Origin of the sequence: Shimia sp. MMG029 (assembly GCF_027947445.1) — a bacterium.
Taxonomy (GTDB): domain Bacteria; phylum Pseudomonadota; class Alphaproteobacteria; order Rhodobacterales; family Rhodobacteraceae; genus Shimia.
Map to the genome: position 1 here is coordinate 625,505 of NZ_JAQJIM010000001.1, position 24,830 is coordinate 650,334.

At 56.9% G+C, this 24,830-nt stretch carries 20 protein-coding genes and 1 tRNA gene; 12 read left to right on the top strand and 9 right to left on the bottom strand.

Annotated features, from left to right (window positions below; genetic code table 11):
- Nucleotides 1-42 precede the first annotated feature (42 nt).
- The 10 genes from sufC (at nt 43) to PJL69_RS03080 (ending at nt 10,961) form a co-directional block, all read left to right on the top strand.
- The gene (gene sufC, locus PJL69_RS03035) at nt 43-798 is read left to right on the top strand and encodes a Fe-S cluster assembly ATPase SufC (protein ID WP_271308334.1); all 756 of its coding nucleotides are present in this window, start codon (nt 43-45) and stop codon (nt 796-798) included.
- Complete coding sequence (locus tag PJL69_RS03040; protein ID WP_271308335.1) at nt 798-2,084, top strand: SufB/SufD family protein; 1,287 nt, start codon at nt 798-800, stop codon at nt 2,082-2,084. Before sufC ends, PJL69_RS03040 begins: the two co-directional genes overlap by 1 nt.
- On the top strand, nt 2,084-2,569 hold the full coding sequence (locus PJL69_RS03045; RefSeq protein WP_271308336.1) for a YIP1 family protein: 486 nt from the start codon (nt 2,084-2,086) through the stop codon (nt 2,567-2,569). Before PJL69_RS03040 ends, PJL69_RS03045 begins: the two co-directional genes overlap by 1 nt.
- Entirely contained in the window at nt 2,566-3,147 is a 582-nt protein-coding gene (locus PJL69_RS03050) for a YIP1 family protein (RefSeq protein ID WP_271308337.1), read from the top strand. The genes PJL69_RS03045 and PJL69_RS03050 overlap by 4 nt, the downstream gene beginning before the upstream one ends.
- 1 nt (nt 3,148) lies before the next feature.
- Entirely contained in the window at nt 3,149-4,369 is a 1,221-nt protein-coding gene (locus PJL69_RS03055) for a cysteine desulfurase (RefSeq protein WP_271308338.1), read from the top strand.
- A gap of 54 nt (nt 4,370-4,423) precedes the next feature.
- Nucleotides 4,424-4,500, top strand: a tRNA-Arg gene (locus tag PJL69_RS03060).
- Nucleotides 4,501-4,800: 300 nt separating this feature from the next.
- A complete protein-coding gene (locus PJL69_RS03065; RefSeq protein ID WP_271308339.1) occupies nt 4,801-5,073 on the top strand; it encodes a spike base protein, RCAP_Rcc01079 family in 273 nt (90 codons plus the stop codon).
- Entirely contained in the window at nt 5,073-5,231 is a 159-nt protein-coding gene (locus tag PJL69_RS03070; protein ID WP_271308340.1) for a hypothetical protein, read from the top strand. Before PJL69_RS03065 ends, PJL69_RS03070 begins: the two co-directional genes overlap by 1 nt.
- Nucleotides 5,232-7,265 (top strand): sialate O-acetylesterase, encoded by a 2,034-nt coding sequence (locus tag PJL69_RS03075; RefSeq protein ID WP_271308341.1) that lies wholly within the window; start codon nt 5,232-5,234, stop codon nt 7,263-7,265.
- Nucleotides 7,266-7,811: 546 nt separating this feature from the next.
- Nucleotides 7,812-10,961: a calcium-binding protein gene (locus tag PJL69_RS03080; RefSeq protein WP_271308342.1), complete on the top strand. Its 3,150-nt coding sequence runs from the start codon at nt 7,812-7,814 to the stop codon at nt 10,959-10,961.
- A gap of 13 nt (nt 10,962-10,974) precedes the next feature.
- On the opposite strand, the gene PJL69_RS03085 is transcribed toward PJL69_RS03080, so the two are convergent.
- From PJL69_RS03085 to PJL69_RS03115, 7 genes are all read right to left on the bottom strand, one after another.
- Entirely contained in the window at nt 10,975-11,571 is a 597-nt protein-coding gene (locus PJL69_RS03085; RefSeq protein ID WP_271308343.1) for a nucleotidyltransferase family protein, read from the bottom strand.
- A gap of 62 nt (nt 11,572-11,633) precedes the next feature.
- On the bottom strand, nt 11,634-14,051 hold the full coding sequence (locus PJL69_RS03090; protein ID WP_271308344.1) for a GcvT family protein: 2,418 nt from the start codon (nt 14,049-14,051) through the stop codon (nt 11,634-11,636).
- A 229-nt stretch (nt 14,052-14,280) separates the two neighbouring features.
- Entirely contained in the window at nt 14,281-14,691 is a 411-nt protein-coding gene (locus PJL69_RS03095) for a Fur family transcriptional regulator (protein ID WP_209095612.1), read from the bottom strand.
- A 103-nt stretch (nt 14,692-14,794) separates the two neighbouring features.
- Nucleotides 14,795-15,637, bottom strand: coding sequence for a PhzF family phenazine biosynthesis protein (locus PJL69_RS03100; protein WP_271308345.1), 843 nt, complete (start codon nt 15,635-15,637; stop codon nt 14,795-14,797).
- Between the two features lie 26 nt (nt 15,638-15,663).
- A complete protein-coding gene (locus PJL69_RS03105; protein WP_271308346.1) occupies nt 15,664-17,076 on the bottom strand; it encodes a protein adenylyltransferase SelO in 1,413 nt (470 codons plus the stop codon).
- A 45-nt stretch (nt 17,077-17,121) separates the two neighbouring features.
- A complete protein-coding gene (locus PJL69_RS03110) occupies nt 17,122-17,574 on the bottom strand; it encodes a GNAT family N-acetyltransferase (protein WP_271308347.1) in 453 nt (150 codons plus the stop codon).
- Entirely contained in the window at nt 17,571-18,512 is a 942-nt protein-coding gene (locus PJL69_RS03115; protein WP_271308348.1) for a nucleoside hydrolase, read from the bottom strand. Before PJL69_RS03115 ends, PJL69_RS03110 begins: the two co-directional genes overlap by 4 nt.
- A 297-nt stretch (nt 18,513-18,809) precedes the next feature.
- On the opposite strand from PJL69_RS03115, the gene selD reads away from it, so the two are divergent.
- Nucleotides 18,810-21,005, top strand: coding sequence for a selenide, water dikinase SelD (selD, locus tag PJL69_RS03120; RefSeq protein ID WP_271308349.1), 2,196 nt, complete (start codon nt 18,810-18,812; stop codon nt 21,003-21,005).
- Here the strand turns inward: selD and mnmH are convergent, their stop codons facing one another.
- Together mnmH and paaZ are read right to left on the bottom strand one after the other, a co-directional pair.
- Nucleotides 21,006-22,046 carry a tRNA 2-selenouridine(34) synthase MnmH gene (gene mnmH, locus PJL69_RS03125; RefSeq protein ID WP_271308350.1) on the bottom strand — a complete coding sequence of 347 codons (1,041 nt, stop codon included), beginning with the start codon at nt 22,044-22,046 and terminating at the stop codon, nt 21,006-21,008.
- A 230-nt stretch (nt 22,047-22,276) separates the two neighbouring features.
- Nucleotides 22,277-24,292, bottom strand: a complete 2,016-nt coding sequence (gene paaZ / locus PJL69_RS03130) for a phenylacetic acid degradation bifunctional protein PaaZ (RefSeq protein WP_271308351.1) — start codon at nt 24,290-24,292, stop codon at nt 22,277-22,279.
- 106 nt (nt 24,293-24,398) lie between these two features.
- Here paaZ and paaI point away from each other — a divergent pair, with 106 nt between their 5' ends.
- Nucleotides 24,399-24,824 (top strand): hydroxyphenylacetyl-CoA thioesterase PaaI, encoded by a 426-nt coding sequence (paaI, locus tag PJL69_RS03135; RefSeq protein ID WP_271308969.1) that lies wholly within the window; start codon nt 24,399-24,401, stop codon nt 24,822-24,824.
- The last annotated feature ends 6 nt before the right edge of the window (nt 24,825-24,830 follow it).

Here is a 24,830-nt window from a genome sequence, read left to right on the forward strand (position 1 = left end):
TGACCGGGCGCTTGCGCCTGAGGAAACGCGAAGGAATAGAAAATGTTGGAAATCAAAGGCCTGAAGGTCAAACTGGAAGAAGAAGACAAGCAGATCCTGAAAGGTGTGGATCTGAAAGTGGAAGCGGGCAAGGTGCATGCGATCATGGGCCCGAACGGCTCCGGCAAATCCACCCTGTCCTATGTTCTGTCCGGCAAAGACGGCTATGAAGTCACCGACGGTGAAGCGGCTCTTGAGGGCGAAGACCTGTTGGAAATGGAAGCGGAAGAGCGCGCGGCGGCAGGTCTGTTCCTGGCGTTCCAATATCCGGTAGAAATCCCCGGTGTGGGCAACATGACCTTTCTGCGCACCGCGGTAAACGCACAGCGCAAGGCGCGTGGCGAAGAAGAGCTTTCTGCGGCGGACTTCCTGAAAGAAGTGCGTGCCAAAGCCAAGACCCTGAAAATCGACGCCGATATGCTGAAGCGACCGGTGAACGTGGGCTTCTCCGGTGGTGAGAAGAAGCGTAACGAGATCCTTCAGATGGCGATGCTTGCACCAAAGATGTGCATCTTGGATGAGACCGACTCTGGTCTGGACGTGGACGCGATGAAGCTGGTGTCTGAGGGCGTGAACGCGCTGCGTGACGAAGGCCGTGGTTTCCTTGTGATCACCCACTACCAGCGTCTGCTGGACCACATCAAACCAGACGTTGTGCACATCATGGCGGATGGCCGTATTGTGAAAACCGGCGGCCCAGAGCTGGCGCTGGAAGTTGAAAAGAATGGCTATGCCGACATTCTGGCGGAGGTGGCATAATGGCCGCTTTGGCAAAGAAGCAAGAGGCAACGGCGGCCCGACTGGACGGGCTGAGCCTGCCAGCGGGTGGCCAGTGGGCCGCAGAGGCGCGTGAGGCGGCGCTGAGCCGTCTCAAAGAGATGGGCCTGCCGGATCGTCGGGATGAATACTGGAAGTTCACGCGCCCGGACACGCTGACCCAAGCAGAGGCGCCTGAGGCGGCTGTGTTTGAGACCGGCGAAGCGCCACTGTTTGATGATTTCGACCGCATCAAGATCGTGTTTGTCGACGGTGTGTTTGACGCCGAAGCTTCTGACGATCTGGTGGGCGAAGCGGTGACAATCGAGCGGCTGGCGGATGTGGCCTCCAAAGATATCCATTGGGCCAAAGAGCTTTATGGTCAGTTGGAAGCCAAGGGGCAGACCCCGGTTGAGCGGCCGCTTGCGGCGATGAACACGGCCTTTGCCACCGATGGCGTGGTGATCCATGCGACCGGTAAGGCAACAAAGCCGATCAACCTGATCTACCGTCACAAAGAAACCACGTCGGATGCGATTCTGCACCATGTTGTGAAACTGGATGCGGGCGCGGAGGTGACCATTCTGGAGAACGGTCCAGCGGCGGCGCGTTTCAACAAATCCATGGAAGTGGATGTGGCTGATGGGGCGGCGTTCCATCATGTGCGGGCGCAGGGGCTTGATCATGAACGTCGCGCGGTCACACATCTGTTTGGGCGTCTGGGCACCGAAAGCGTGTTCAAATCTTTCACGCTGACCGTGAACGGCCGACTGACCCGCAACGAAGCGGTGCTTGAGCTGACCGGAGACGATGCAATGGCACATGTGGCGGGCGCGTGTCTTGGGGATGGGGATTTCCATCACGATGACACGGTGTTTGTCACCCATGACGCAGTGAACTGTGAAAGCCGTCAGGTGTTCAAAAAAGTGCTGCGCAATGGTGCGGTTGGCACATTCCAAGGTAAGATCCTGGTACAGCCGGGCGCGCAGAAAACCGATGGCTATCAGATCAGCCAGTCGCTTCTGCTGGATGAGGATGCACAGTTCCTCGCAAAGCCAGAGCTTGAAATCTACGCTGATGATGTGGCCTGTTCGCATGGCTCGACTTCCGGTGCCATTGACGAAGATGCGCTGTTCTATCTGCGCGCGCGTGGTGTGCCCAAAGACATCGCAACAGATCTTCTGGTGCTGTCCTTTGTGGCAGAAGCAGTGGATGAGATCGAAAGCGAAGAGCTGAGAGACGCTATGCTTGTACGCCTTGAAGGCTGGCTGGAGCGTCGGCGCGGCTGATGTCGGTGACGCAAGACATTGTCGCCAGTTACCGCGCGCCGCGTCAGGTGATGCGGCGGTTGCTTGCGATGGGAGAACGTGAGGATCGCGCCTTTGCGATCCTCATGGCCGCCTGTGCGGTCATTTTTGTTTCGCGCTGGCCTGCGTTGGCGCGGCAGGCACATTTTGAACAGATTGAGCTGAACCCATTGCTTGGTGGCAGCCTGTTTGCCCTGTTGTTTATGTTGCCTTTGTGCGCCTACATCATCGCCTTTGTGACGCATTTGGTGCTTAAGGTGGTCGGGCGCAAACAAAGTGCTTTTGGCGCGCGGATTTCCTTGTTTTGGGCGATGATCGCGACCGGGCCTTTGTATTTGCTTGTGGGGCTTGTGGAAGGCTTCATGGGCGAAGGGGTCGCATTGACCATAGTGGGGGCAGTGTGGTTTGCGGTGTTCATGTGGATTTGGATTTCCGGATTGATTGAAGCGGGCAGAGTGAACGCATGAAAGAACAACTAGGCGCTTTGTTTTGGCTCACGATACGTGACCCGGCCGAGGCGGCACTGGCGATTATGAGCCGACCCGTCGCCCGCCAGATTGGCTGGATGATTTTGACGCTTGGCATCATTTTAAATGTGCTGGCACATTTTCTGACGTTGGCGGTTTTTCCAGCCCCTGCAGATCTGTATGTGCCCATGCTACAGACGCCCTTCCTCTATGCAGGGGTGATGGGCAGTGGTCTGGTGATTTTGGTTTATGCGTTTTTCTGGGGCGGTCATGCGATTGGTGGCCGGGGCCGGTTTGACGATCTTTTGCTGGCGTTGGGTTGGCTGCAGTACATGCGCTTTGTTGTGCAGCTGCTTGTGCTGGTTCTGATGGTTGTTTTGCCCGGGCTGGCGTTGCTCGTGTCACTGGGCGTCGGGCTGTATTCGATTTGGATCGTCTTGCATTTTGTCAATGTGATCCACGGGTTTGGCAGCCTTGGGAAGACCTTTGTGCTGCTATTGTTTACCTCGATGGGTCTTGTGCTCGCTATGTCATTGCTGTTGTCAATCACAGCTACAACTTCGATAGGGATCTCCTGAAATGTATGATGTTGAGCAAATCCGCGCTGATTTTCCGATCCTGAGCCGAGAGGTGAACGGCAAGCCACTGGTCTATCTGGACAATGGGGCTTCGGCGCAGAAGCCCAAAGTGGTGATCGACGCCATCACGCAGGCCTATGCTTCGGAATATGCTAATGTTCACCGTGGGTTGCACTATCTCTCAAATCTGGCGACCGACAAATATGAGGCGGTGCGGGGCATCATTGCCAAATTTCTGAACGCCAAGAGCGAAGACGAAATCGTGCTGAACTCTGGCACCACTGAGGGCATCAATATGGTGGCCTATGGGTGGGCCATGCCGCGCATGGAAGCAGGCGACGAGATCGTGCTGTCGGTGATGGAACACCACGCCAATATCGTGCCGTGGCATTTTCTGCGGGAACGGCAGGGCGTAGTCATCAAGTGGGTAGATGTGGACGCCACTGGCGCTCTGGATCCGCAAGCGGTGATTGACGCGATTGGCCCCAAAACCAAATTGGTGGCGATCACGCAGTGCTCCAATGTTCTGGGCACCATGGTTGATGTGAAAACCATCACTGCGGCGGCTCATGAAAAAGGCGTGCCAGTGCTGGTGGATGGCTCGCAGGGATCTGTACACGCACCTGTGGACGTGCAGGACATCGACTGCGACTTCTACGCGATCACCGGGCACAAACTTTATGGGCCCTCCGGGTCCGGCGCGATCTACTGCAAGGCAGAGCGCATGGCCGAGATGCGCCCCTTTATCGGGGGCGGTGATATGATCAAGGAAGTCAGCAAAGAAGCTGTCATCTACAATGATCCGCCGATGAAGTTTGAAGCAGGCACGCCGGGCATTGTGCAGACCATCGGTCTGGGCGTCGCGCTGGAATATATGATGGATCTCGGCATGGAAAACATCGCTGCGCATGAGGCGGGTTTGCGGGACTATGCGGTACAAAAACTCGCTGGCCTGAACTGGCTGCAGATACAGGGCACGACGGCCAACAAAGCGGCGATTTTCAGCTTCACGCTGGACGGCGCAGCGCATGCGCATGACATTTCCACCATTCTGGATAAGAAAGGTGTGGCCGTGCGGGCAGGGCACCATTGTGCCGGACCGCTGATGGATCATCTGGGTGTGTCGGCGACATGCCGGGCCAGCTTTGGCCTTTATAACACCACCGAAGAGGTGGACGTGTTGGTGGACGCGCTGGAACTCGCCCACGAACTCTTTGCATAAGCACGCATTTTGCGATTGCGGGGCGTAGCCACACTGGCTATACCCCGCACTTAGGCACCTGTAGCTCAGCTGGATAGAGCGCTGCCCTCCGAAGGCAGAGGCCAGAGGTTCGAATCCTCTCAGGTGCGCCATTTTCCCTAAATTTTAAATTTCGCCCGAGCGTTTGACGCTTGCATTCCATCTCATGGGTGCGATCACGCATTCGTTTGGGGCAAAGACACGCGACTTGGGGTGTTGCGTGTCAGGCAGGCTGCGTGCGGGCGCTTAAAGGCTCCTCAATGCGGGCGCTTCATTGCTTAGGCGCACTGCGGATTTGATCGAACAGACCAGCGGCACGTTTGGTTTGTCGTGGCTGCGCGGCACAGGTTTCAACATGCAATGGCGTGGTGTTGGCACAGCGGACACCTCCAATCGAGTGAAGGAGAACCCCCATGGGCAAAGACCGATTTTTGGGCATTACCAGCACGACAGGGCCAATCAGCTATGGCTTCGCGGTTAGCCCGAGCGACGGCACGGATCTGGAAGAGGTGACACGCAGTTTGATGGTGGGCACGACTGGCGATGTACGGGTCACTTTGATGGATCAAGCTGAAGGAGACTCTTTGACATTGCCTGCGTTGCAGCCTGGGGCGCTCTATCCCTTTCGCGTGAAACGGATCTGGGCCAGTGGCAGCTCCGCCGGCGGCATCATTGGATTGGTGTGATGATTGGTGTTGGGATTTCAATTACGGCGCTCTTTCCGGTGCTTGGGCGGCAGACCAGTCTGCGGCGCGAACAGACAGGCGACGTGACGGTTCTGTCGATTGGCGTGTGGGAGCCACGGGTGACACGTGAAGAAAACGGCAATGTAGTGGTGGGTTAAATGGTTGATTTTGAATATAGAATTAACGGCGGCGCGTGGCAGTTGGTGGCGGGGCAAACCCTGCCGTATACAATTACGGCGTCCGGGGATGATGCTGTTGATGTACGCGGTATCGGTGAGATTGTGCAAGCAGGCGCCTACCAAGATCCGGTGGTCACACCGCCGGACCCTGATGCGGATGCAATGCTTCTGTTCGTTACGGGGCAGTCCAACAGTCGTGTAGCGGGGACGTCCTCTGCGACACCGCCTGCGCGGTATACGGACGGATCCTTGGGGGCGATGTTTTCTTTTGTGGATGGTGCAAGTGAAACTGACGGACAGTTTCAACCCTACGATGTCACAACCAACGCCGACCCTGACAACAGTGGAACGGCCTGGGGGGCGGAGGCTGAGTTTGTGTTTCAGATGCGCGAAGCGGGAGACACACGCCCCGTATATGTTGTGAAACGTGCCCGAAATGGGCAGAATTTATACGACCAATGGCACCCGGATACCGCTGGAGGGCAATTTGACAGCCTGCGGGCGAAAATCGCGCGTGCACGTGCCTTACTGGCCGATGCGGGCGTGACGATAGGGCCGGAGGTGCTGATCTGGAACCAAGGTGAAGCGGACGCCAGCCAAGATTTTTCCGCGGCCTCTTATGAAGCAAATTTGTCGGACTGGTTCGCCGCCGTGCGAGCTGAGATCACAACCGGTTTGATTGTTGTGCAACGCATTCGTCCATTGGGATACGGGGGGAGTGATGGGGTCGCAACCGAGGCGGGCTGGCCGCGTGCCTGGACTGTGAGAGAGGCGCAGATATCTGTTGTGGCTGCCGACGCCAATGCGATCGCTGTTGATACTGATTTTATCCCTTCCAACTTTGGCAATATCCATCCCAACGAGCCTTGGATCGAAGGATTGGGGGAGCGGTCATACGCGGCTTACGCTGGCACGTATACTGCGTCCTTTGGGTCCCTAAGCGATGCTGTTCCCGCTGCCTTTGATTTTGCCGATGTGCAAGATGTTGCAGCAGGGCAGATCATTACGTCGAACGCTGTATTGCTGACCGGCTTTGAGCGTCGGACAGCTGTTTCTGTGACCGGGGGGGCGTTTCGCACATTGAACAGCCTGAACGGTGACAGTGTCGTTTCTGATTGGGGGTCTGTTGGGGTTATCGATACCTTCCAGAAGATCCAGCTGCGTGCCACATCTGGGGGGCTGGGTAGCACTGTGACTGTCTCTGTAGATGTGGGTGGCATTGCAGCGGAGTGGGCTGTCTCCACGGCGTCTGGGACGGCATCGTTTGAACCGGAGACAGATGCCTTTGCCGCGCAAGCCGTGGCGAACGGAGGGGTCACCCTGTCCGGCGCGCAGAAAGATGCGTTGGATGCGTTTTATGTCGCCGCGAAGGCGAGCACATGGTGGCCCAAGATGCGCAGGCTTTATGTGTCGCTTGCGGATGTGGTGTCTTCTGGCATGGATCTGAAGGAGCCGTCGGTGTCGCTTGCTCAGGTAGGCAATCTAGCTTCAGACCATTGGGTGTGGGCAGCGGGACAGGGTTGGAGCGGGTTGTCATCTTCAAATGGGGGTCTTGATATGGGTTTTGCCCCGGCATCAGAGCCTGACTTGCGCGACAATATGAGCATCGGTGTCTTTTGTTCCTCGTTTTCGACCAACTCTGCGCCCCTCTTGTTGTCCAAGCCCGGACAGGAGAATTATTTGCGCGCCACTACCAATGGGCAAGCGCGGGGACGGGTCAATCAGGGGAGCAACACAACATCGGGGTCCGTACTTGGAGCCAATGGATGGGTGGCTGCGGTGCGCACAGATGCGGGCAGCCTTCGCCTGTATCACAAGAGTGCGACGCCAATTGATACGGAACCAGATGTATCTGTTTTGCCTTCTGACGGTGCCTTTGAGATCGGCAACTCTTCTGGAACATACGGAAACGGATCGGTTCTTGGTGCGTTTATTGGCGAAGCAATGAGAGGTGCTGAGCTGGTGGATTTGGCCAGCGCGGTGGACACGCTCCATGGGGCGTTTGGGCACTGACCCGAATGCCGCACTGGCGCGTTAGGGTCGTAAGTTGATTCCTTTCGATGGAAAATCCGTCTCCAATCAATTTGAAAGCTCTCCTTAAGGGAGAGTTTTTCAATTTGGAGATTTAATTATGTCAGCCATTTAGTGGCGCCGCGTCCAAACTGTGGTTCAAATGTGGCAGGAATGGGGCGATCAGAATCTTCTTAAAATTTTGAAAACGTCGAGAGGAAATTCCGCAAATGTGTTGATGTGAAAATATATAAATATATCAGCAGGTTATATTTTTCATTGGTTGGTGTTGAGTAGTTTTTTTAAATTTGAAGTAAGTTGAATTTTCAATCTTTTAGCTTCCTTAATTGAAAAGTCCTACCAATGAACGTGGGATTTGTAACGGCCTTTGGGGGCCTTATCGTGGGGATGCAGTCATGTTTCTCAGACAGAATAGTTTTGCCGAGCCTAAGGTGCTTTGTTTTTGGGGTGTTCCGCCAAATGGGCGGTCGACCTTGCGCGTGGAAGTGAGCCACCACGTAACCTAACACCCTTTCTGAGGACAGTTTGATGCCTATCACCATTACTGTGGATCGCAGTAGTGCACCGGTAGAGGTGCGCGCGGACATGTTCGGGGCCAACCTTTTGGGGACAACCAACGAGGTGGATGGGGTTCCGACCGAACAATATGTAGAAGCGATCGACGCCATCGGGTCGACACGGCTTCGGTATCCTGGTGGTCGCGCGGTAAGTGAGAATATCATCGAACTAGATCGCTCTGAGAGCGGCACAGAGCAGCTGCGCGAAGATCTGAGAAACTACCTGGACTGGATCAAGGAAACCGGTCACCGCACAACGCTCGTGGTGCCTGCGCTGGCGCCGGAACACGCCAACCAGCAGGATGTGCGTGACTGGGCAAATCTCGTTCTGCGTTACATGGGTGACAAAGCCGAGCAGATTGTCGGCTATGAGATTGGCAATGAATTCTGGCAGAACATTGATGAAAAACAATACGGTGAATATGCACATGACATTGCAAATGCGCTGAGCGGGGCAACCTTTGGCGGCTATCAGCCTGAGATCTGGGTTCAGAGCTCAAATATTGTTGGCGATGGGTCCAACTACAAAGGTGGCAGCTTTGGGTCGGTCAGTGACGCTGATGCAATTGCAGCGATGCAGCATTGGGACAGAGATGTGCGCCCTGATGACTGGTCTGACAGTCAAACTGCTGAAGAGTACTATAAGAGCCTCAATGGGTTTGAAAAACGCATTGTCAAAGGCAATCTTGAGCTCATCGAACAACTGGATGCCGATCGCGATATCACCAATGGATTTCAAACCGACAAGGCTTCAGGCGCCATTGATGGGGTGATTGCACACTACTACTTTGATGATGACGTAGATGGCTATGACTTGAGTGAAAATTCAAGCCGATCGGAGCTTAAGAATCTTGATCTGCGTCTGGCCACTTGGGAAGGGATGATTCAGACGGATCTGGACCTTCAGATCACCGAATGGAATGTCGAAATTGGCCATTGGTCGTTCCTGGGTTTGCGTGCCGCTGGGGCGCTTACGGAACAGTTCCACAGCATGGTGGAATTGGGCGTAGATGCGGCTGATTTTTGGACCATTCGTCACAACACGGCCTCTGCGATTGCAGGCGGCAACAACGATGCCGGACCCGTTGAACTGACACCTGCTGGGGTCGTCTTGTCGATGATGACAGAGTCGTTGCATCCCAAAAATGGCGAGATGTATGCGGTTTCGTTGTCTGGGTTTGATCCGCGTGAGTTGGAGGTGAACGCCTTCACCAACGGCTATCGCAGCGTGATCTATGTGACCTCTCACAGCCAGGAGTTCGGCAAAGACTTTGTATTGGACCTGTCTGATTTGGCTGCTGTTGCAGAAAATTGGAGTGGACGGATCGTTGGCATAGCCGATGGGGCTGCCGATGGTTTGAGCGACAATGCTGCTTATGATGAGAATGGCAAGCTGGTTTCGCGCAATCCACGTCGTTCAATCGATCAGAATGAACTGGACGAGCTGAAAGACGTGCTTGGCAACGCTTGGGATGACAGTTTGATCAAGGTCGTCGGTGGGGACGTTAAAACCTATCTGCCGCAACCAGAGTATATTCTGCTTCGACCGGGCGTGAAGACGCCAACGAGCCTGAGTGATTTCTATTTTGCCACTGAGACAGACATTGCAGGCAAGATCACAAATGTGTCGCAGGCTGAGCTTGGCAGGAATGTTTCGTCCCTGACGGCGACGCTCAATCCCTATGAAGTGATCGAGATAGTTATTGAGCATGAAAACATTGTCGCGGGTACGAATTCTGCTGAAGTCTTGGAAGGCGGGGACGGCGAAGACGCCTTTGATGGCAACGGTGGGAATGACTATCTGAATGGGCGCGACGGCAACGACAATCTGATTGGCGGCACGGGGGACGACACCGTAATTGGGGGTCGTAACAACGACAATCTGGAAGGTAAGGCCGGCAAAGATCGTCTGTATGGTGGCAGTGGTGATGATCGCTTGGTTGGTGGTGACGGCGATGATTATCTGCGGGATGAAAACGGCCGCGATACATTCATTGGCGGTGCAGGCAATGACACGGCATCCTATTGGGGGCACCACTATGGCGTTTATGTCGACCTGCACACCGGCAAAAACAACAGCAAGGACACCTACAGCAGTATTGAAAACCTGTGGGGATCGAATGAAGCCAATGACACGCTGATTGGAAGCCGTGGCGACAACTTGCTGTATGGTGCCGCGGGGGATGATCGGATCTACGGCCGGGCAGGGGATGATACGCTGCAGGGCGGTGATGGCGACGACTATCTTCGTGATGAGAATGGCCGCGACGTGTTTGAAGGTGGTGCTGGCCAGGACACCGTGTCTTACTGGGGGCACAAGTATGGCGTGGCAGCGAGCTTGACGACCGGGAAAAACACCAGCGGGGACCGCTATGAGAGCATCGAGCATTTGCTTGGGTCCAACATTGCGGATGACCGGTTCTATGGCAACCATATTGCAAACCGCCTTGATGGGGCAGGTGGCAATGACAGTTTGCATGGGTATGCGGGCAACGACACGCTGATAGGCGGCGACGGCACCGACCGGCTTTATGGTGGTGATGGCAACGACCGGCTGGAAGGCGGCGCGGGGGATGACTATCTGCGCGACGACGACGGTAAAGATGTTTTTGATGGTGGCGCTGGGTTTGATACGGCCAGCTATTGGGGACACAAAAGCGGAGTGACAGTTAACCTGCAAACGGGCAAAAACTCAAGCTCTGACACCTATGTCAGCATCGAAGGTGTGGTTGGATCGCAAGAGGCCAACGACCATCTTACGGGGGACTCTGGCGACAACTACATTCGCGGGGCCGCAGGTCATGACACTCTGATCGGTGCGGGCGGAGAGGACACGCTGCGCGGTGATGCAGGCAATGACCGCATGTCAGGCGGTGCTGGCGCAGATGTTTTTGAGTTCCACAATGGTTTTGGCCGCGATGTGATCACAGATTTTGCTTTAACAGGCGCCGCGGATGTGCTGGACTTCTCGGAAGTGACGGAGATCAAGAGCTTTTCTGATCTGATGTCCAATCACGCCAGTCAAAACGGAGATGATGTGATCATTTCTATGGGCAGCCATCGCATCACCTTGCAGGATGTCGATCTCGACGCTCTCAATGGTGATCATTTCATGTTCTGATCACCAGAACGGCTTAGGTGTTATAGCGTTCTGCGCGCCAGCTTTCCCATTGCTCGGGCGTGTCCAAATCGACCAACGCATGATTGTCCGGTAGGGGAACCAATGTGGTGGACTGTTTGTTTGCCTTCAGAACATCGCGTGCGCCCTTGTCCCCTGAGAGACGGACAAGTTTGGGAAAGAAGCGCCGTGGGAATAACACGGGATGGCCGGGAACTTGCGCGGCTGTTGCGCCGCGCAGAATGGCCTCAGGCGTCGCTTTATGCACGTTGATCATCGTCTGAAGGTCAGATTCCTCGATTTCGGGCATATCAGCAGGCAAAATCATCACCGCTGTTGTTTCATCTGAAAGCGCCGCGACCCCGGCGCGCAAACTATGCGCCATTCCGTTGTCTGCATCTGGCACAAAGACACTTTGCACAGAAAGACCTGCGAGCGCTTCCACACGTTTGGGTTTGTCCAACGGCAGAGCCACCATCACGTTGGCACTTGCGGCCAAGGCGCGGCTGGTGATGATGCGCAACAGGGGGGCGCCCTCAATGTCTTCCAGAAGTTTGTCACCGCCGCGCATGCGGGAGGATGACCCAGCGGCCAGCACGAGAATTGTCAGCATGGTGCCTCTATTTTGATCCGGGCGGGGTCACCGACGTTGCCGCCCCGTGATGTGGAGGAACTCTACCCGCGCATGCGCGTGCCGTCTGCATCAAATAATGGGGCGGTGAGGATCTTGGCCGGACACCTCGTGCCAAGGATTTCGATTTCGACTTCCAGGTCAGCCGTGATCTGTTGGCTGGGTACAAAACCGATGGCGATGGATTTCTGTGCGTGATGCGAGAAGCCGCCGGAGGTGCAAAAGCCCACCACGTCACCATTTAGCCAGATCGGCTCATAGGCGTGCACATCCGCGTCTTGCGTTTTCACCTCAAAGACGCAGAGCTTGCGGGCTGTGCCGTTTGCTTTTTCGTATTCAGCGGCCTTGCGTCCGATGAAATCTCCCTCTTTCTGAAACGCGATGAAGCGATCAAGGCCGGTTTCTGCGGCGGTATAATCCGGCCCGTATTCTGAAAGCCAGGAGCCAAAAAATTTGTCGAGCCGCAGTGACATCATGGCGCGCATGCCAAAGGGGCGCATGCCATGCGGGGCGCCAGCGCCCCAAAGGATTTTCCAGAGTGCGCGTTGCCCCATTGGATCGCAGTAGATTTCAAACCCCAGATCACCGGTATAGCTGACCCGCTGGACGATACAGTCAACCATACCAATGGTGACAGGGCGGACATCCATAAATTTCATGTCAGACACATCGCTTCGGGTACAAGCTGTCAGGACTTCGCGGGCTTTGGGGCCAGCGATCTGGAAACCTGTGAGCCGGTCTGACACGTTTTTGACGAGCACCCCGTTTGCTTCATTCTGTTCAAACCAGCGCATGTGATATGCTTGGGCGCCGTAAGACGCAGTAAGCTGGAACGCGTCCTCTGACAGACAGGACACGGTGAAGTCGCCGATCAGGCGGCCTTTGTGGGACAGCATCGGTGTGAGGCTGAGGCGACCAGGCTGCGGGAGGCGGCCTGCCATTATTCTGTTGAGCCACTGGCGCGCATTTGGACCGGTGACCATGTACTTTCCAAAATTGTGGACTTCGTTGATGCCTACAGCCTCGCGCACGGCCTTGACCTCTCGGGCGGTCGCGGCGAAGGCGTTTGAACGCCGGAAAGACGGGGTTTCATAGCGGGGTTCATCGTCGGCTGCGAAGTAGTTGACAACTTCCAGCCCAAATTGGTGCCCCCAAACAGCGCCCATTTGGTCAAACACGTCAAACATAGGTGTCTGGCGGAAGGGGCGGGCGGCTGGAAGCTCTTCATTCGGGTAGGAAACGGAAAATCGTTTCTGGTAGTTTTCAATCACTTTGGGGCGGGTGTAGCCCGGTGTGATCCAGTCGCCAAAGCGGGCGCAATCCATTGCGAAGGTGTCGCGCTCACACTCGCCTTCGACCATCCATTGCGCCAGCATCAGGCCAACGCCACCGCCTTGGCTGAAACCCGCCATCACTGCACAAGCGGACCAGTAATTGCGCATGCCGGGCACGGGGCCGACCAGCGGGTTGCCGTCGGGTGCGAACGTGAAGGGGCCGTGTATGACGGATTTCACACCCGCAGACTGCAATGCTGGAAAGCGCTCGTAGGCGAGATTGATGCTGTCTTCGATCTTGTCGAAATCATCTGGCAGCAGCTCATGGCCAAAGTCCCATGGGGTGCCGTCAACTGCCCAGGGGCGGCAAGGCTGCTCGTAAAAACCGATGCAGAGGCCGCGCCCTTCTTGGCGTAGATAACTTTCCCCTGCCGGGTCCATCACATGGGGGTGTTCTTTGCCGTCGGTCATCATGTCGACGATCAGTGGTACATCTTCGGTGACAATGTACTGGTGTTCCATCGGGTGCAGCGGGAAATAGACGCCTGCCATGGCCCCGACTTCGCGCGCCCACAGGCCCGCCGCGTTGACCACATGCTCGGCATGAATGGTGCCTTTGTCGGTTATCACATCCCAGCTGCCATCTGGACGTTGTTTGGTGGCAAGTACTTTTGTGTGGGTTTTTATGGTCGCTCCGCCAAGGCGGGCTGCCTTGGCATAGGCGTGGGTTGTGCCTGAAGGGTCAAGATGGCCATCAAGCGGGTCATAGAGCGCCCCGATGATGCCCTCAATATTGGTGGCTGGTGCGAATTTTTGCACCTCGTCCGGAGTGAGGATTTCGGTTTCTAATCCCATAAAGCGGTGTTTGGCGCGCTCAGCCACCAACATATCAAAACGATCGCGATTGTCGGCAAGTGTCACCCCGCCTACATGGTGCAGGCCGCACGACATGCCGGTCAGCTCTTCGAGCTCTCGGTAGAGTTTGATTGTATAGCCCTGCAGCGCAGCCATGTTTGTGTCGCCGTTGAGTGTGTGAAATCCCCCGGCGGCATGCCACGTAGAGCCTGAGGTGAGTTCGTTGCGCTCAACCAACATCACATCTGACCAGCCCAGTTTGGTCAGATGATAGAGAACGGAACAGCCAACAACGCCACCGCCGATAACCGCCACACGTGTTGTCATCTGCATGCCGTACTCCATCCTGTTTGTGTCCTATGAAACGAACAAGTCACTGGTTGCGGCATGTCGAAAAACGACGAAAATAGTCGTATTTGGATGCCCTGAAGTGCGTGACGTGACCACAGATGCGCCACCCGGCTTGGACACAAATCGCTTTGCAACAAAAAGACCCACTGTGGTGCAGCGGGCCTGTTTGATGATCATCCAACGATGTTGGCTGTGCCCGGCACACCCTTTGTTACTTTTTTATTGGCACTCCGTAGAGTTCCAGACGGTGCCCTTTCAGTGTGTAGCCCAGCTTTTGTGCGATTTTTTCCTGCAAAGCTTCGATTTCTGGATCAACAAACTCAATGACTTCACCAGAATTTATGTCGATCAGATGGTCGTGGTGCGCCCGCTCTGCATCCTCATAACGCGCGCGTCCGTCTCCAAATTCATGTTTGTCGAGGATTCCAGCCTCTTCGAAGAGCTTCACCGTGCGATAGACTGTTGCAAGCGAGATTCCTGAGTCTCTTGCGGAGGCGCGCGCATAGAGTTCTTCGACATCAGGATGATCGTCGCAGTCCTGCAAAACAGCAGCAATGGTTCTGCGTTGTCCTGTCATGCGCAAGCCTTTGGCTTCGCAGCGTTCTATGATGGTATCGCCCATGATCGCTCGTTTTAGATGCGTTGTTTTTCTGGCTTTCCTGTCTATCCAAAGACATATTCAATTTCTACAGCAATTTGCCAAGATATCTGGGGAAAACTGCGGTTTATAGGGTCAGTTGGCCTGACATGACACGTACAGCACTTCCCGCGACTGTAACGCCGGTTTCATCCGCCCTTACATGGATCTTGCTGGGGCGCCCCATATCCTCTCCCTGTGTGATGGTAAGAGTGACAGGTGCGTTTTCAATCCTGTGCAGCAATGCGCCGAGTGTGGCGCAGGCGCTGCCCGTTGCGGGATCTTCGGGGATGTTGTCCAGCGGGGCAAACATACGGGCATCCACTTGGTTGCCGTCACGCACATAGGCGAACTGCGCAAAATCCAGACCAGAGGGATATTTGGCATGGCCTTTTCGGAAGGCAGCGACATCTGTGGACAGTTTGGCGAGCACGTCACGGGATTTGACCTGAGTGATCGTAAAGGGCAATCCAAGGGATGCCATGACAGGCGGGTGCGTCGCAAAGACGATGTTGTCGGTGCGTGTGCCAAGTGCGGCGGCGACCAAAGCAGGGTCTGGCTCCGCCTGTAGGTCCAATGCGGTGGTTGTGACAAATTCGGCCTGCCGGCCATCTATCTTGCACGATATTGGCCCAACGCCCAGTTCGAATGTGAGAGCGTTACCCGCGCCTTCGTCAAAGAGGGCAAGCGCAGTGCCAATCACGGGGTGCCCCGCGAAAGGGATCTCCATTGTCGGCGTGAATATGCGCACTTTTGCTGTATGTTTCGGGGCCACTGGAGGAAAGACAAAGGTGGTTTCAGAGAAGTTGAACTCGCGTGCGATTTTTTGCAGCTGTTCCTCCGGCACCGCGGTAGCATCCGGGATGACGGCAAGTGGGTTGCCGCCAAACGCAGCCTCGGTAAAGACATCATAGACAAAATAGTTGGTCATGTTTGGCCCCTCGGCTGTTTGTTGCGTCATGTGCCGCAGAAGGTTTGTTTGACAACTTCGTCGGGCTTGGGGGGCGCCATGAATGTCGCAAAGCTTTCGTCTTTTGCATAGGGATGTTCTAGGGCGGCGAGGAGTGTGTGAAACGGGGCATGGTCGCCTGTCAGTGCGGCTTGGATCATTGCCTCGACTTGATGGTTTCGTGGAATACGCACGGGGTTGGCTTTGGCCATGATTTCTTGAGGATCCGCCGTTTCCGTTTCCAAGCGGGTTTGCCATCTGTGGTGCCAGTCTTGGTAATCTTCGTGATGAGACAGCGCGGTTTCGCTGATGGCGCCGTCTGTTAACGCATTGAAGGTGTTCGTGAAATCTGCCTTGGTCGCCGTCATGATCTCCAAGAGATCTGCAATCAGCGTTTCGTCTTCAGCGACCATTGCAGAAATGCCAAGTTTGGCGGCAAAGCGAGTGCGCCATTCTGTGCGGATCAACTCTGGCATGGCGTGTACCAGTTTGGTGAACTCTTGCACCGCCGCGTCTGAATTGTCTTCCAATGGCAGCAAGGATGTCGCCAACTGAGCCATGTTCCAAGCTGAGATTTCGGGTTGGTTTCCATAGGCGTAGCGCCCGTAGTGGTCGATTGAGGAAAACACCATGCCGGGATGGAAGGTATCCATAAACGCGCAGGGGCCATAGTCGATGGTTTCGCCAGAAATTGTGCAGTTGTCGGTATTCATCACTCCGTGAATGAAGCCGACAGCCATCCAATGGGCCACGAGCTTTGCTTGGCGCGCAATCACGGCCTCAAGCAGCTCTGCTGAAGAGGATGCATGTGGGTAATGGCGTGCACAGGCATATTCCACAAGGGCTTGAAGCCCTTCTGTGTCCTGCCGGGCGGCGAGGATTTGAAAGGTGCCGACGCGCATGTGACTGCTGGCGACGCGGGTGAGGATTCCGCCGGGTTGCGGGCGTTCGCGAAACACGGTTTCGCCCGTCTCTACGGCGGCGAGTGCGCGGGTGGTGGGCACGCCCATCGCATGCATCGCTTCTGAGACGATGTATTCGCGCAAAACTGGGCCAAGCCAGGAGCGCCCGTCACCGCGCCGTGAGAATGGGGTTACGCCAGACCCTTTAAGTTGAATGTCATAACCCTCTGATTCCCCTAATAAAACGGCTCTTCCGTCGCCAAGTTGTGGGTTCCAGTTGCCAAATTGATGGCCGGCATAGAGTTGCGCGATGGGATCAGAGCCGTCCGCAAGAGAGCTGCCGGAAAACACCTGTGCAAGCTCTGCGTCGTCTGAGGCATTGGTGATCCCCAGCTGCGTCCCCAAAGCCGCATTGTATGCGATCAGCTTTGGCGCGCGAACTGGGGTGGGTTTCTGGCGGGCAAACAGGCGATCGGGTAAGTCGACGTAACTGTTTTCAAAGGGAATATGCAGGCTCATATAGGCAAGATAATCTGCCCGCCCCAGAAATCCAGAGGCGATGTCTCAGCGTTTGAGGCGACACATCAGTGCAAACTGATCGCGCCGCTTGAAACCGGCTTTCGCGTAAAACTTCTGAGACGCTGGACTGTCGCGTTCTACAGTGAGGTGAAAGGCGGTAATTCCACTGTTTTCAAGGGCTTGACAAATGTTGTGCAACGCGCTCGACGCCATGCCACGCCTGCGAACGCTGGGCCGGACATATATTTCATCGATGGCGGCATCCATGCCTGCAAATTCCACCGACCAGCTGAATGTCACGGCCAGATAGCCCACCGGAGCGCGGCGCGGCCCGATGAGATAGGCGCTGCCATATGGCGAACCATTGAGCAGCGGGATAAGCGCATCAGCGCGTTTCTCTGGCGAGCTGGCAATGTGCATCTCGGCATGAAAGGCCGATACAAGCGCGTCCAAGCGATGAAAATCTGCCTCTGTGGCGAGGTGAACTGCACCGCTCATAGTCGCGCAAGTCTTTCTGAAAGAAGGGAAAAGAACCCATCAGCATCGAGATCGCCGATGAACAGCGCATTGGGCGCGCGGTCTGTGACGCCCCACCAATCGGCAACTGTCATACCCATTGTGAGCTCAGATTGGGTTTCGATTTCCACGTTGATGTGGCGACCAGAGAACAGTTCGGGGTTGATCAGATAGGCTGTGACGCAGGGATCATGCAGCGGTGCACCGTCTGATCCGTACTTCTCACGGTCAAAACGTTCAAAGAAATCAGTCATTTCGGCGACTGCAACACCTGCCTTGGTGCCGAGAGCGCGGAAGGCCTCATTGCGGGGCTTTGTCACCAGCGCTTTGTGAGTCACATCGAGCGGCATGACCACAAGCGGAACACCGGATTTGAAGACGATGTCAGCAGCTTGTGGATCCACGTAAATATTGAATTCAGCGGCTGGTGTAATGTTGCCCACCTCAAAATAGGCGCCGCCCATCAGGACGATTTCCTGAACCTTTTCAATGATATCAGGGGCTTTCTCAAACGCGGTTGCGATGTTTGTGAGGGGGCCAAGTGGGCAGAGGGTGACTGTGCCAGCCTCATGCGCGCGCAGGGTGTCGATGATGAAGTCAACGCCATGCTGCTCTTGCAGAGCCATCTGAGGCTCAGGCAACACAGGACCGTTCAGGCCGGTTTCCCCATGCACATGCTCCGCTGTCACCAGCATACGGCCCATTGGACGGTCGCATCCAGCAAAGACCTTAACGTTTGGTTTACCGGCTAACTCACAGACAATAAGTGCATTTTTCGCAGTCAAAGAGAGCGGAACATTGCCTGCCACGGCAGTGATGCCAAGCACGTCGATCTCTTCTGGACTGGCCAGCGCCAAGAGAATAGCGACTGCATCGTCCTGACCTGGATCCGTGTCGATGATGATCTTGCGCGCGCTCATGGCTGTCCTCTTTGCTGGTTGAATGCGCACACTTACAATGTGCAGAGATGATGTCTAGCAAGCATTTCTTAGGACTTCTTAATTCTTTACCGTTCGGTTGAAATCCGCTCATTTCGCACGTCGGTATCGCGTCTGTATTGCGGAGGTATTGCGACGGTGCGTTTTGCGGTGGCGTGACCGCGCAACGCTGCGCAACAGCGGTTTGTAAATCACGTTTTGGTAGAAGGCTGTTTCAAGACGCGCGCTTGGGGTATCCAAGTGCAAAGACTCACGATGAGGCGCAGAAACAGAATGGTCATGACTGCTGACAGGATGCTGACCCGCGATCTGGTGTTGGTGGGGGGCGGTCATGCCCATGCGTTGATGCTCCGGATGTGGGGTATGGCGCCGGTGGCCGGTGTGCGGGTGACATTGATAAATCCGGGGCCGACTGCACCTTACTCTGGGATGTTGCCAGGTCATATTGCGGGACACTATAGCCGGGAGGCTTTGGACATTGATCTTGTCAGGCTGGCGCAATGGGCTGGCGTGCGCCTGATCAATGGGGCGGCGACGGCGATTGATCCGGTTGCGCGTGTTGTGACCGTTGAAGATGCGATCCTTGGGGCGCGCGAGATTGCCTACGATGTTGCCTCTTTGGATGTGGGATTGCATGCCGTCACGTCGCATATTGCAGGGTTTGCCAAGTACGGAGTTGGGGCAAAGCCGCTGGGGGTATATGCGGATCGTTGGGCCGGGTTCCTGAAACAAGTGGAAATGGGGCAAGCGGAAGGTCAGGTGGCCGTCATCGGTGGCGGCGTCGCTGGATCTGAGCTGGCGATGGCCATGGCGCATAAGTTGCGCAGCATGGGAAAGCGCGACGGTGTTACGTTGATCGAAACCAGCGCGGCGCTTGGCAATGGGGTGCCCGGTGCGGATAGGGCCTTGCGGGCCGAGATGGCTGAGCTTGGGGTGCGCGTTCGGTTGAATGCGAAAGTAAGTCAGGTGCGCGCGCATGCCGTTGCTTTGAAAGGCGCGGTAGAGGTGGCCTCTGAGTTCACCGTGGCCACGGCGGGCGGGTTTGCGCACAGTTGGCTGGCTGCATCGGGATTGCCCTGTGACGATGATGGCTTTGTGCATGTGGATGATCGGCTGGTTGTGGAAGGTCATGAAGGGCTCTTTGCGGTGGGCGATTGTGCGCATCTTTTGGCGTCGCCGCGCCCGAAAGCCGGGGTGTTTGCGGTGCGTGCGGCACCGGTCTTGCTGGCCAACATTCGCGCGGCGCTGACCGGCAGTGCCTATGAGAGCTTTCGGCCGCAGGGAGATTATCTGAAGCTGATCTCTTTGGGCGGAAAAGAAGCCATGGCCGCGAAATGGGGGCGTGTGCTGCGCGGTCCTGCGGTGATGCTCTGGCGGATGAAGGATGGCATCGATCAGAAATTCATGCGTCAGTTCGAGGACTTGCCGCAAATGGCCAAACCTGAGGCCGCGGAATGGGTAGCGGATGGTGGCCCGACACAGGACGATGATCAGATGCTCTGCGGTGGGTGCGGGGCCAAAGTGGCGCCCGGACAGTTGGCGACGGCGTTGGACGCGTTGCCAGATCGACGGCGGACTGATGTGTTGAGCGGGCCCGGGGATGATGCGGCGGTGCTTGAAATCGGTGGTGTCCGTCAGGTGATTTCGGTTGATCATCTGCGTGGCTTTGTGACCGATCCGGCAGTTATGGCGCGGATTGCAGCTGTGCATGCGTTGGGCGATGTCTGGGCCATGGGGGCTGCGGCGCAATCTGCGCTTTTGTCGGTGACTTTGCCGCGCATGACCCCGGCCTTGCAAGCGCGTGCGATGACTGAGATTTTGCAGGCCACAAGCGATGTGGTGCAAGGCGCGGGCGCTGAGATTGTTGGTGGGCATTCCACCATGGGTGCGGAGCTGAGCCTTGGGCTGACGGTGACGGGCTTGGCGGAGGGTGCGCCGATCACGGTGGCAGGAGCACAAGAGGGCGATCGGTTGATCCTGACGCGGCCGATTGGCTCTGGCACGATTTTGGCGGCGATGATGCAGGGCAAGGCCCGTGGGGCCGATGTGGCGGCGCTGCTTTCACAGATGGCGCAGCCGCAGGGGGACGCGGCAGCGATCCTGCGAGGTGCGCATGCGATGACCGATGTGACGGGCTTTGGCCTTGCGGGACATTTGATGGCGATTTGCCGAGCATCAGATGTGGCGGCTGCTTTGGATCTGGCGGCGGTGCCGTTCTATGCAGGGGCGGAGGCCTTGGCCGAAGCGGGGCACCGCAGCACGATTTACGCGGACAATGCAGCCCATGCGCCGGTGTTTGGCCCAGAGAGTGCGCGCGCCGCATTGTTGCATGATCCGCAAACGGCCGGCGGACTTTTGGCGGCGGTGCAGCCTGAGGAGGCTGCGGGGTTGGTTGTGCAATTGCGGGCGCTTGGCCATGCCGCGGCGGTGATCGGCACAGTGCAAAAAGGCGCGCCGTCGATCAGTCTGATCTGATTATTCTGCAGCGATCAGTTTTGCGGCGGTGGCGGCGAGAGTGTTCTCAGAAAGATCAGGGAGCGCGTGCTCTTCGGCGGCGGGCGCATGGGCGCGGCTGATGCGGGCATAGCGCGGATCATAGTGCGTCTGCACAAGCGCGCGGATCAGTGGGGCAAAGTCACGTGTCTGCGCGAGGGCCTGCCACTGCGCGACGGTGTCATGGCCGTGATAGCGGGTCAGCTGAGCCAGCACATCGGCAAGTTTGGCGCTGTCTGCAAGCAGATCTGGATAGGCGCTCATCAGATGGCTGACACGGGCCTCAAGCGGCGCAGTAAGGCGCAGGTTTGGCGCGGCAATCATTGCCTGCCACAGGGCTGGCGGAATGATGAGGCGGCCAATTTTGGAGCTTTCAGCCTCCACATAGACCGGACGATCTGGCGCGAGCGCCGCGATGCCCATGGCAAGTTGGCTTTCAAAGGCTTTCTGGCTGGGCTGGCTGTCTGACACGGGGCCAAAAAGAGAGCCGCGATGGGCTGCCATGGCTTCCAGATCCAGCGTTTGCGCGCCCTGATCTGCGAGGTGGTGCAAGAGGCGGGTTTTGGCGGTGCCCGTGCCGCCGTCAATCACCACCACAGGGCAGGGCATGGTGCCGTCATAAAGCGCTTTGGAGACAAGCCGTCGGTAGGCTTGATAGCCGCCTTCTACCGTGTCGGCGCGCCAGCCGATTTGCTTGAGGATGATGGCAACAGAGCCTGAGCGTTGCCCGCCACGCCAGCAGTAGACCAAGGGTTTGTAGCAGCCTTCGCGATCCGCCAGTGGGCCTTCAAGATGGGCGGCCATGTTGCGTGACACCAGCGCGGCCCCAATTTTGCGGGCTTTGAACGGGTCTTCCTGCACATAAATGGTGCCGACGCGGGCGCGCTCCTCGTTAGAAAGAGCTGGCAGGTTGATCGCGCCCGGCATGTGATCTTCGGCAAATTCCGCCGGGGAGCGCACGTCGATGATCTCGTCAAAGGGCAGGGTGGCGAGATCGGCAAGCTGGGTGAGCGCGAGGGGCATGGGCGGATCCGGGTTGGTGTGCTGGGCAATGGGTAGCGCGCCAAGGGGCCTGGAACAAGCGGCTTTGCATCGCGGTGTTTGAACATCGTTGATAAATCCGGGACCGCAATATGGGAACATAGACCAGCCCGCGACCCTGGGTGGGGGTGAAGCCCCCTCCCGTGGGGAGGGTCGGGGGCTGGTCGGCTTCGCCTCCTGCAATACGGAGTTCAAGGTTTCTTTCCCACGCGCTAAAACGCAACCATTGTCAGAAGCACATATTCGGCCACCGCGTCATCATCCTGATTGGTGAGGTGCACATGCCAGCGGACTTCGCCATAATCTTCATTGCGTTTGGTTTTCTGTTTGACCGTGAGGGCGACCTTGATGCTGTCGCCGGGCACAACCGGCTTCATGAAGCGCAGGTTGTCGAGACCGGTGTTGGCGAGAACCGGGCCTTCGTTTGGCTCAACAAACAGACCGGCAGCGAAGGACAGCAGGAGATAGCCGTGGGCGACGCGACCGGGGAAGAACGGGTTTCGCGCGGCGGCGGCTTCATCCATGTGGGCATAGAAGGTGTCGCCGGTGAAATGCGCGAAGTGCTCAACATCCTCAAGCGTCACTTCGCGAGATGGGGTGTGCAGGGTTTCCCCAATCTGCAACTCCCCAAAGCGGCGGGTGAACGGGTGTGCGGGCGCTGGTTCTTGCATCGTGCCGGGCAGCCATTTGCCCGTGATGCTGGACAGCATGTCCGGGCTGCCCTGAATGGCGGTGCGTTGCATATAGTGTTTGACGGCGCGGATGCCGCCGAGCTCTTCGCCGCCGCCAGCCCGGCCGGGCCCGCCGTGGGTCATATGGGGCAGGGGCGCGCCGTGACCTGTGGCCTCGGCCATGCTGTCGCGGTTGTTGATGTAGATCCTGCCATTGAAGGCGGCGCAGCCCAGCGCGATGTGGCGGGCGACCTCTGTGTCATGGGTGATGAGCGATGTGACCAATGAGCCCTGACCTTTGTTTGCGAGCGCGATGGCGTGATCAATGTCGCGGTAGCCCATGAGAGTGGAAACCGGGCCGAAAGCCTCTGTCTCATGGGCGTGAATGGCGGTGTCGGGCGATGTGCAGTGAAACAGCATGGGCGCAACAAAGGCACCTTTTGCGTCATTGAAGGCATCAAATGTGTCCAACAGCGTGTCACATTCGGTGGCAAGCAGAGCGGCTTTGGCGAGCACATCGGCTTTTTGTGCGCCAGAGACCAATGCGCCCATTTGCGTCTCTTTCGCGCGAGGGTCGCCGATCTTAATGTTGGAAAGCCGCTGGCGCAGGGCCTCTCCCACGGCCTCGAGATGGCTTTCAGGGGCAAGGATACGACGGATTGCCGTGCATTTCTGGCCTGCTTTGGTGCTGATTTCCTGCGTGACCTCGGTGATGAAGAGGTCAAATTCCGGCGTGCCGGGAGCGGCGTCTGGGCCAAGGATGGAGGCGTTCAGACTGTCGGCTTCTGCGGTGAAACGCACGGCGTTTTGCAAAATTGCCGGGGTGGAGCGCAGTTTCAGTGCCGTGTTGGCAGAGCCTGTGAAGCTGACGGCATCCTGACAGGTGAGGTGGTCGAGCATGTCGCCAAGCCCGCCAGACACCAGTTGTAGCGCGCCGTCGGGCAAGAGGCCACTGTCCAGCATTAGACGCACGCAGTGTTCGGTCACATAGCAGCTGGATGTGGCGGGTTTCACAATCGCGGGGACACCCGCAAGCAGGGTGGGGGCGAGCTTTTCCAGCATGCCCCAGACCGGAAAGTTGAATGCGTTGATGTGAACTGCCACGCCTTGAAGCGGGGTGCATATATGCTGCCCCAGAAAGCTATCATTGCGAGAGAGCTGCTCTGGATCGCCATCGGGATAGACTGTGCTGTCGGGCATTTCGCGCCGGCCCTTTGAGGCATAGACCAGCATGGTGCCGATGCCGCCGTCGATGTCGATCAGATGATCGGTTTGTGTGGCGCCGGTGTGAAAGGACAGATCATAGAGAGCTTGACGGTGCGCGCGCAGGTGTAGGGCCAGAGCCTTTAGTAGGCGCGCGCGGTCATGAAAGGTCATCTGACGCAGAGCCGGGGCGCCTTTGGTGCGCGCATAATCCAGCATGGCCTGCACATTCAGCGTATCGTTGCCAGCCTGCGCAAACAGTGCCCCAGTGATGGCGCAATCAATGCGGCGCGCAGATGCATTTGGCGCAATCCATTGGCCTGCGGCGAAACTCGCCACCTGAAGTATGGACATGGCTGCCCCTCCCTGAATGTCTCCTCTGGTTATTTATTGACCAACCGTTCGGTTTATGCAAGCTGAGTGAAGGGAACATCACGCAAGGGAGGGCGGGATGGGAGCATTGACACCGAAGGCGCGCGCAGAAAAGGCGACGGCTGCCTTGTGGGCTGAAGATCGCGCGAGCCAGACTATCGGCATGGAGATTGCCGAGGTCGATGCGGGGCGCGCGGTGCTGACATTGACGGTGCAGCCTGAGCATTGCAACGGGCATGGGATTTGCCATGGCGGTATCACATTCATGCTCGCAGACAGCGCGTTTGCCTTTGCCTGCAACAGCCGCAATCAAATGACGGTCGCTCAGCACAACAGCATCAGTTACCTCGCGCCGGGCCATATGGGAGACACCTTACGCGCTGAAGCGAGTGAGGTCAGTTTGCGGGGGCGGAGCGGGCTTTATGATGTCACGGTGACCAATCAGAACGGGCAGATGATCGCCGCCTTTCGGGGCGCATCGCGTGCACTCAAAGGCACAGTTTTTGAAGAATAAAAGAGA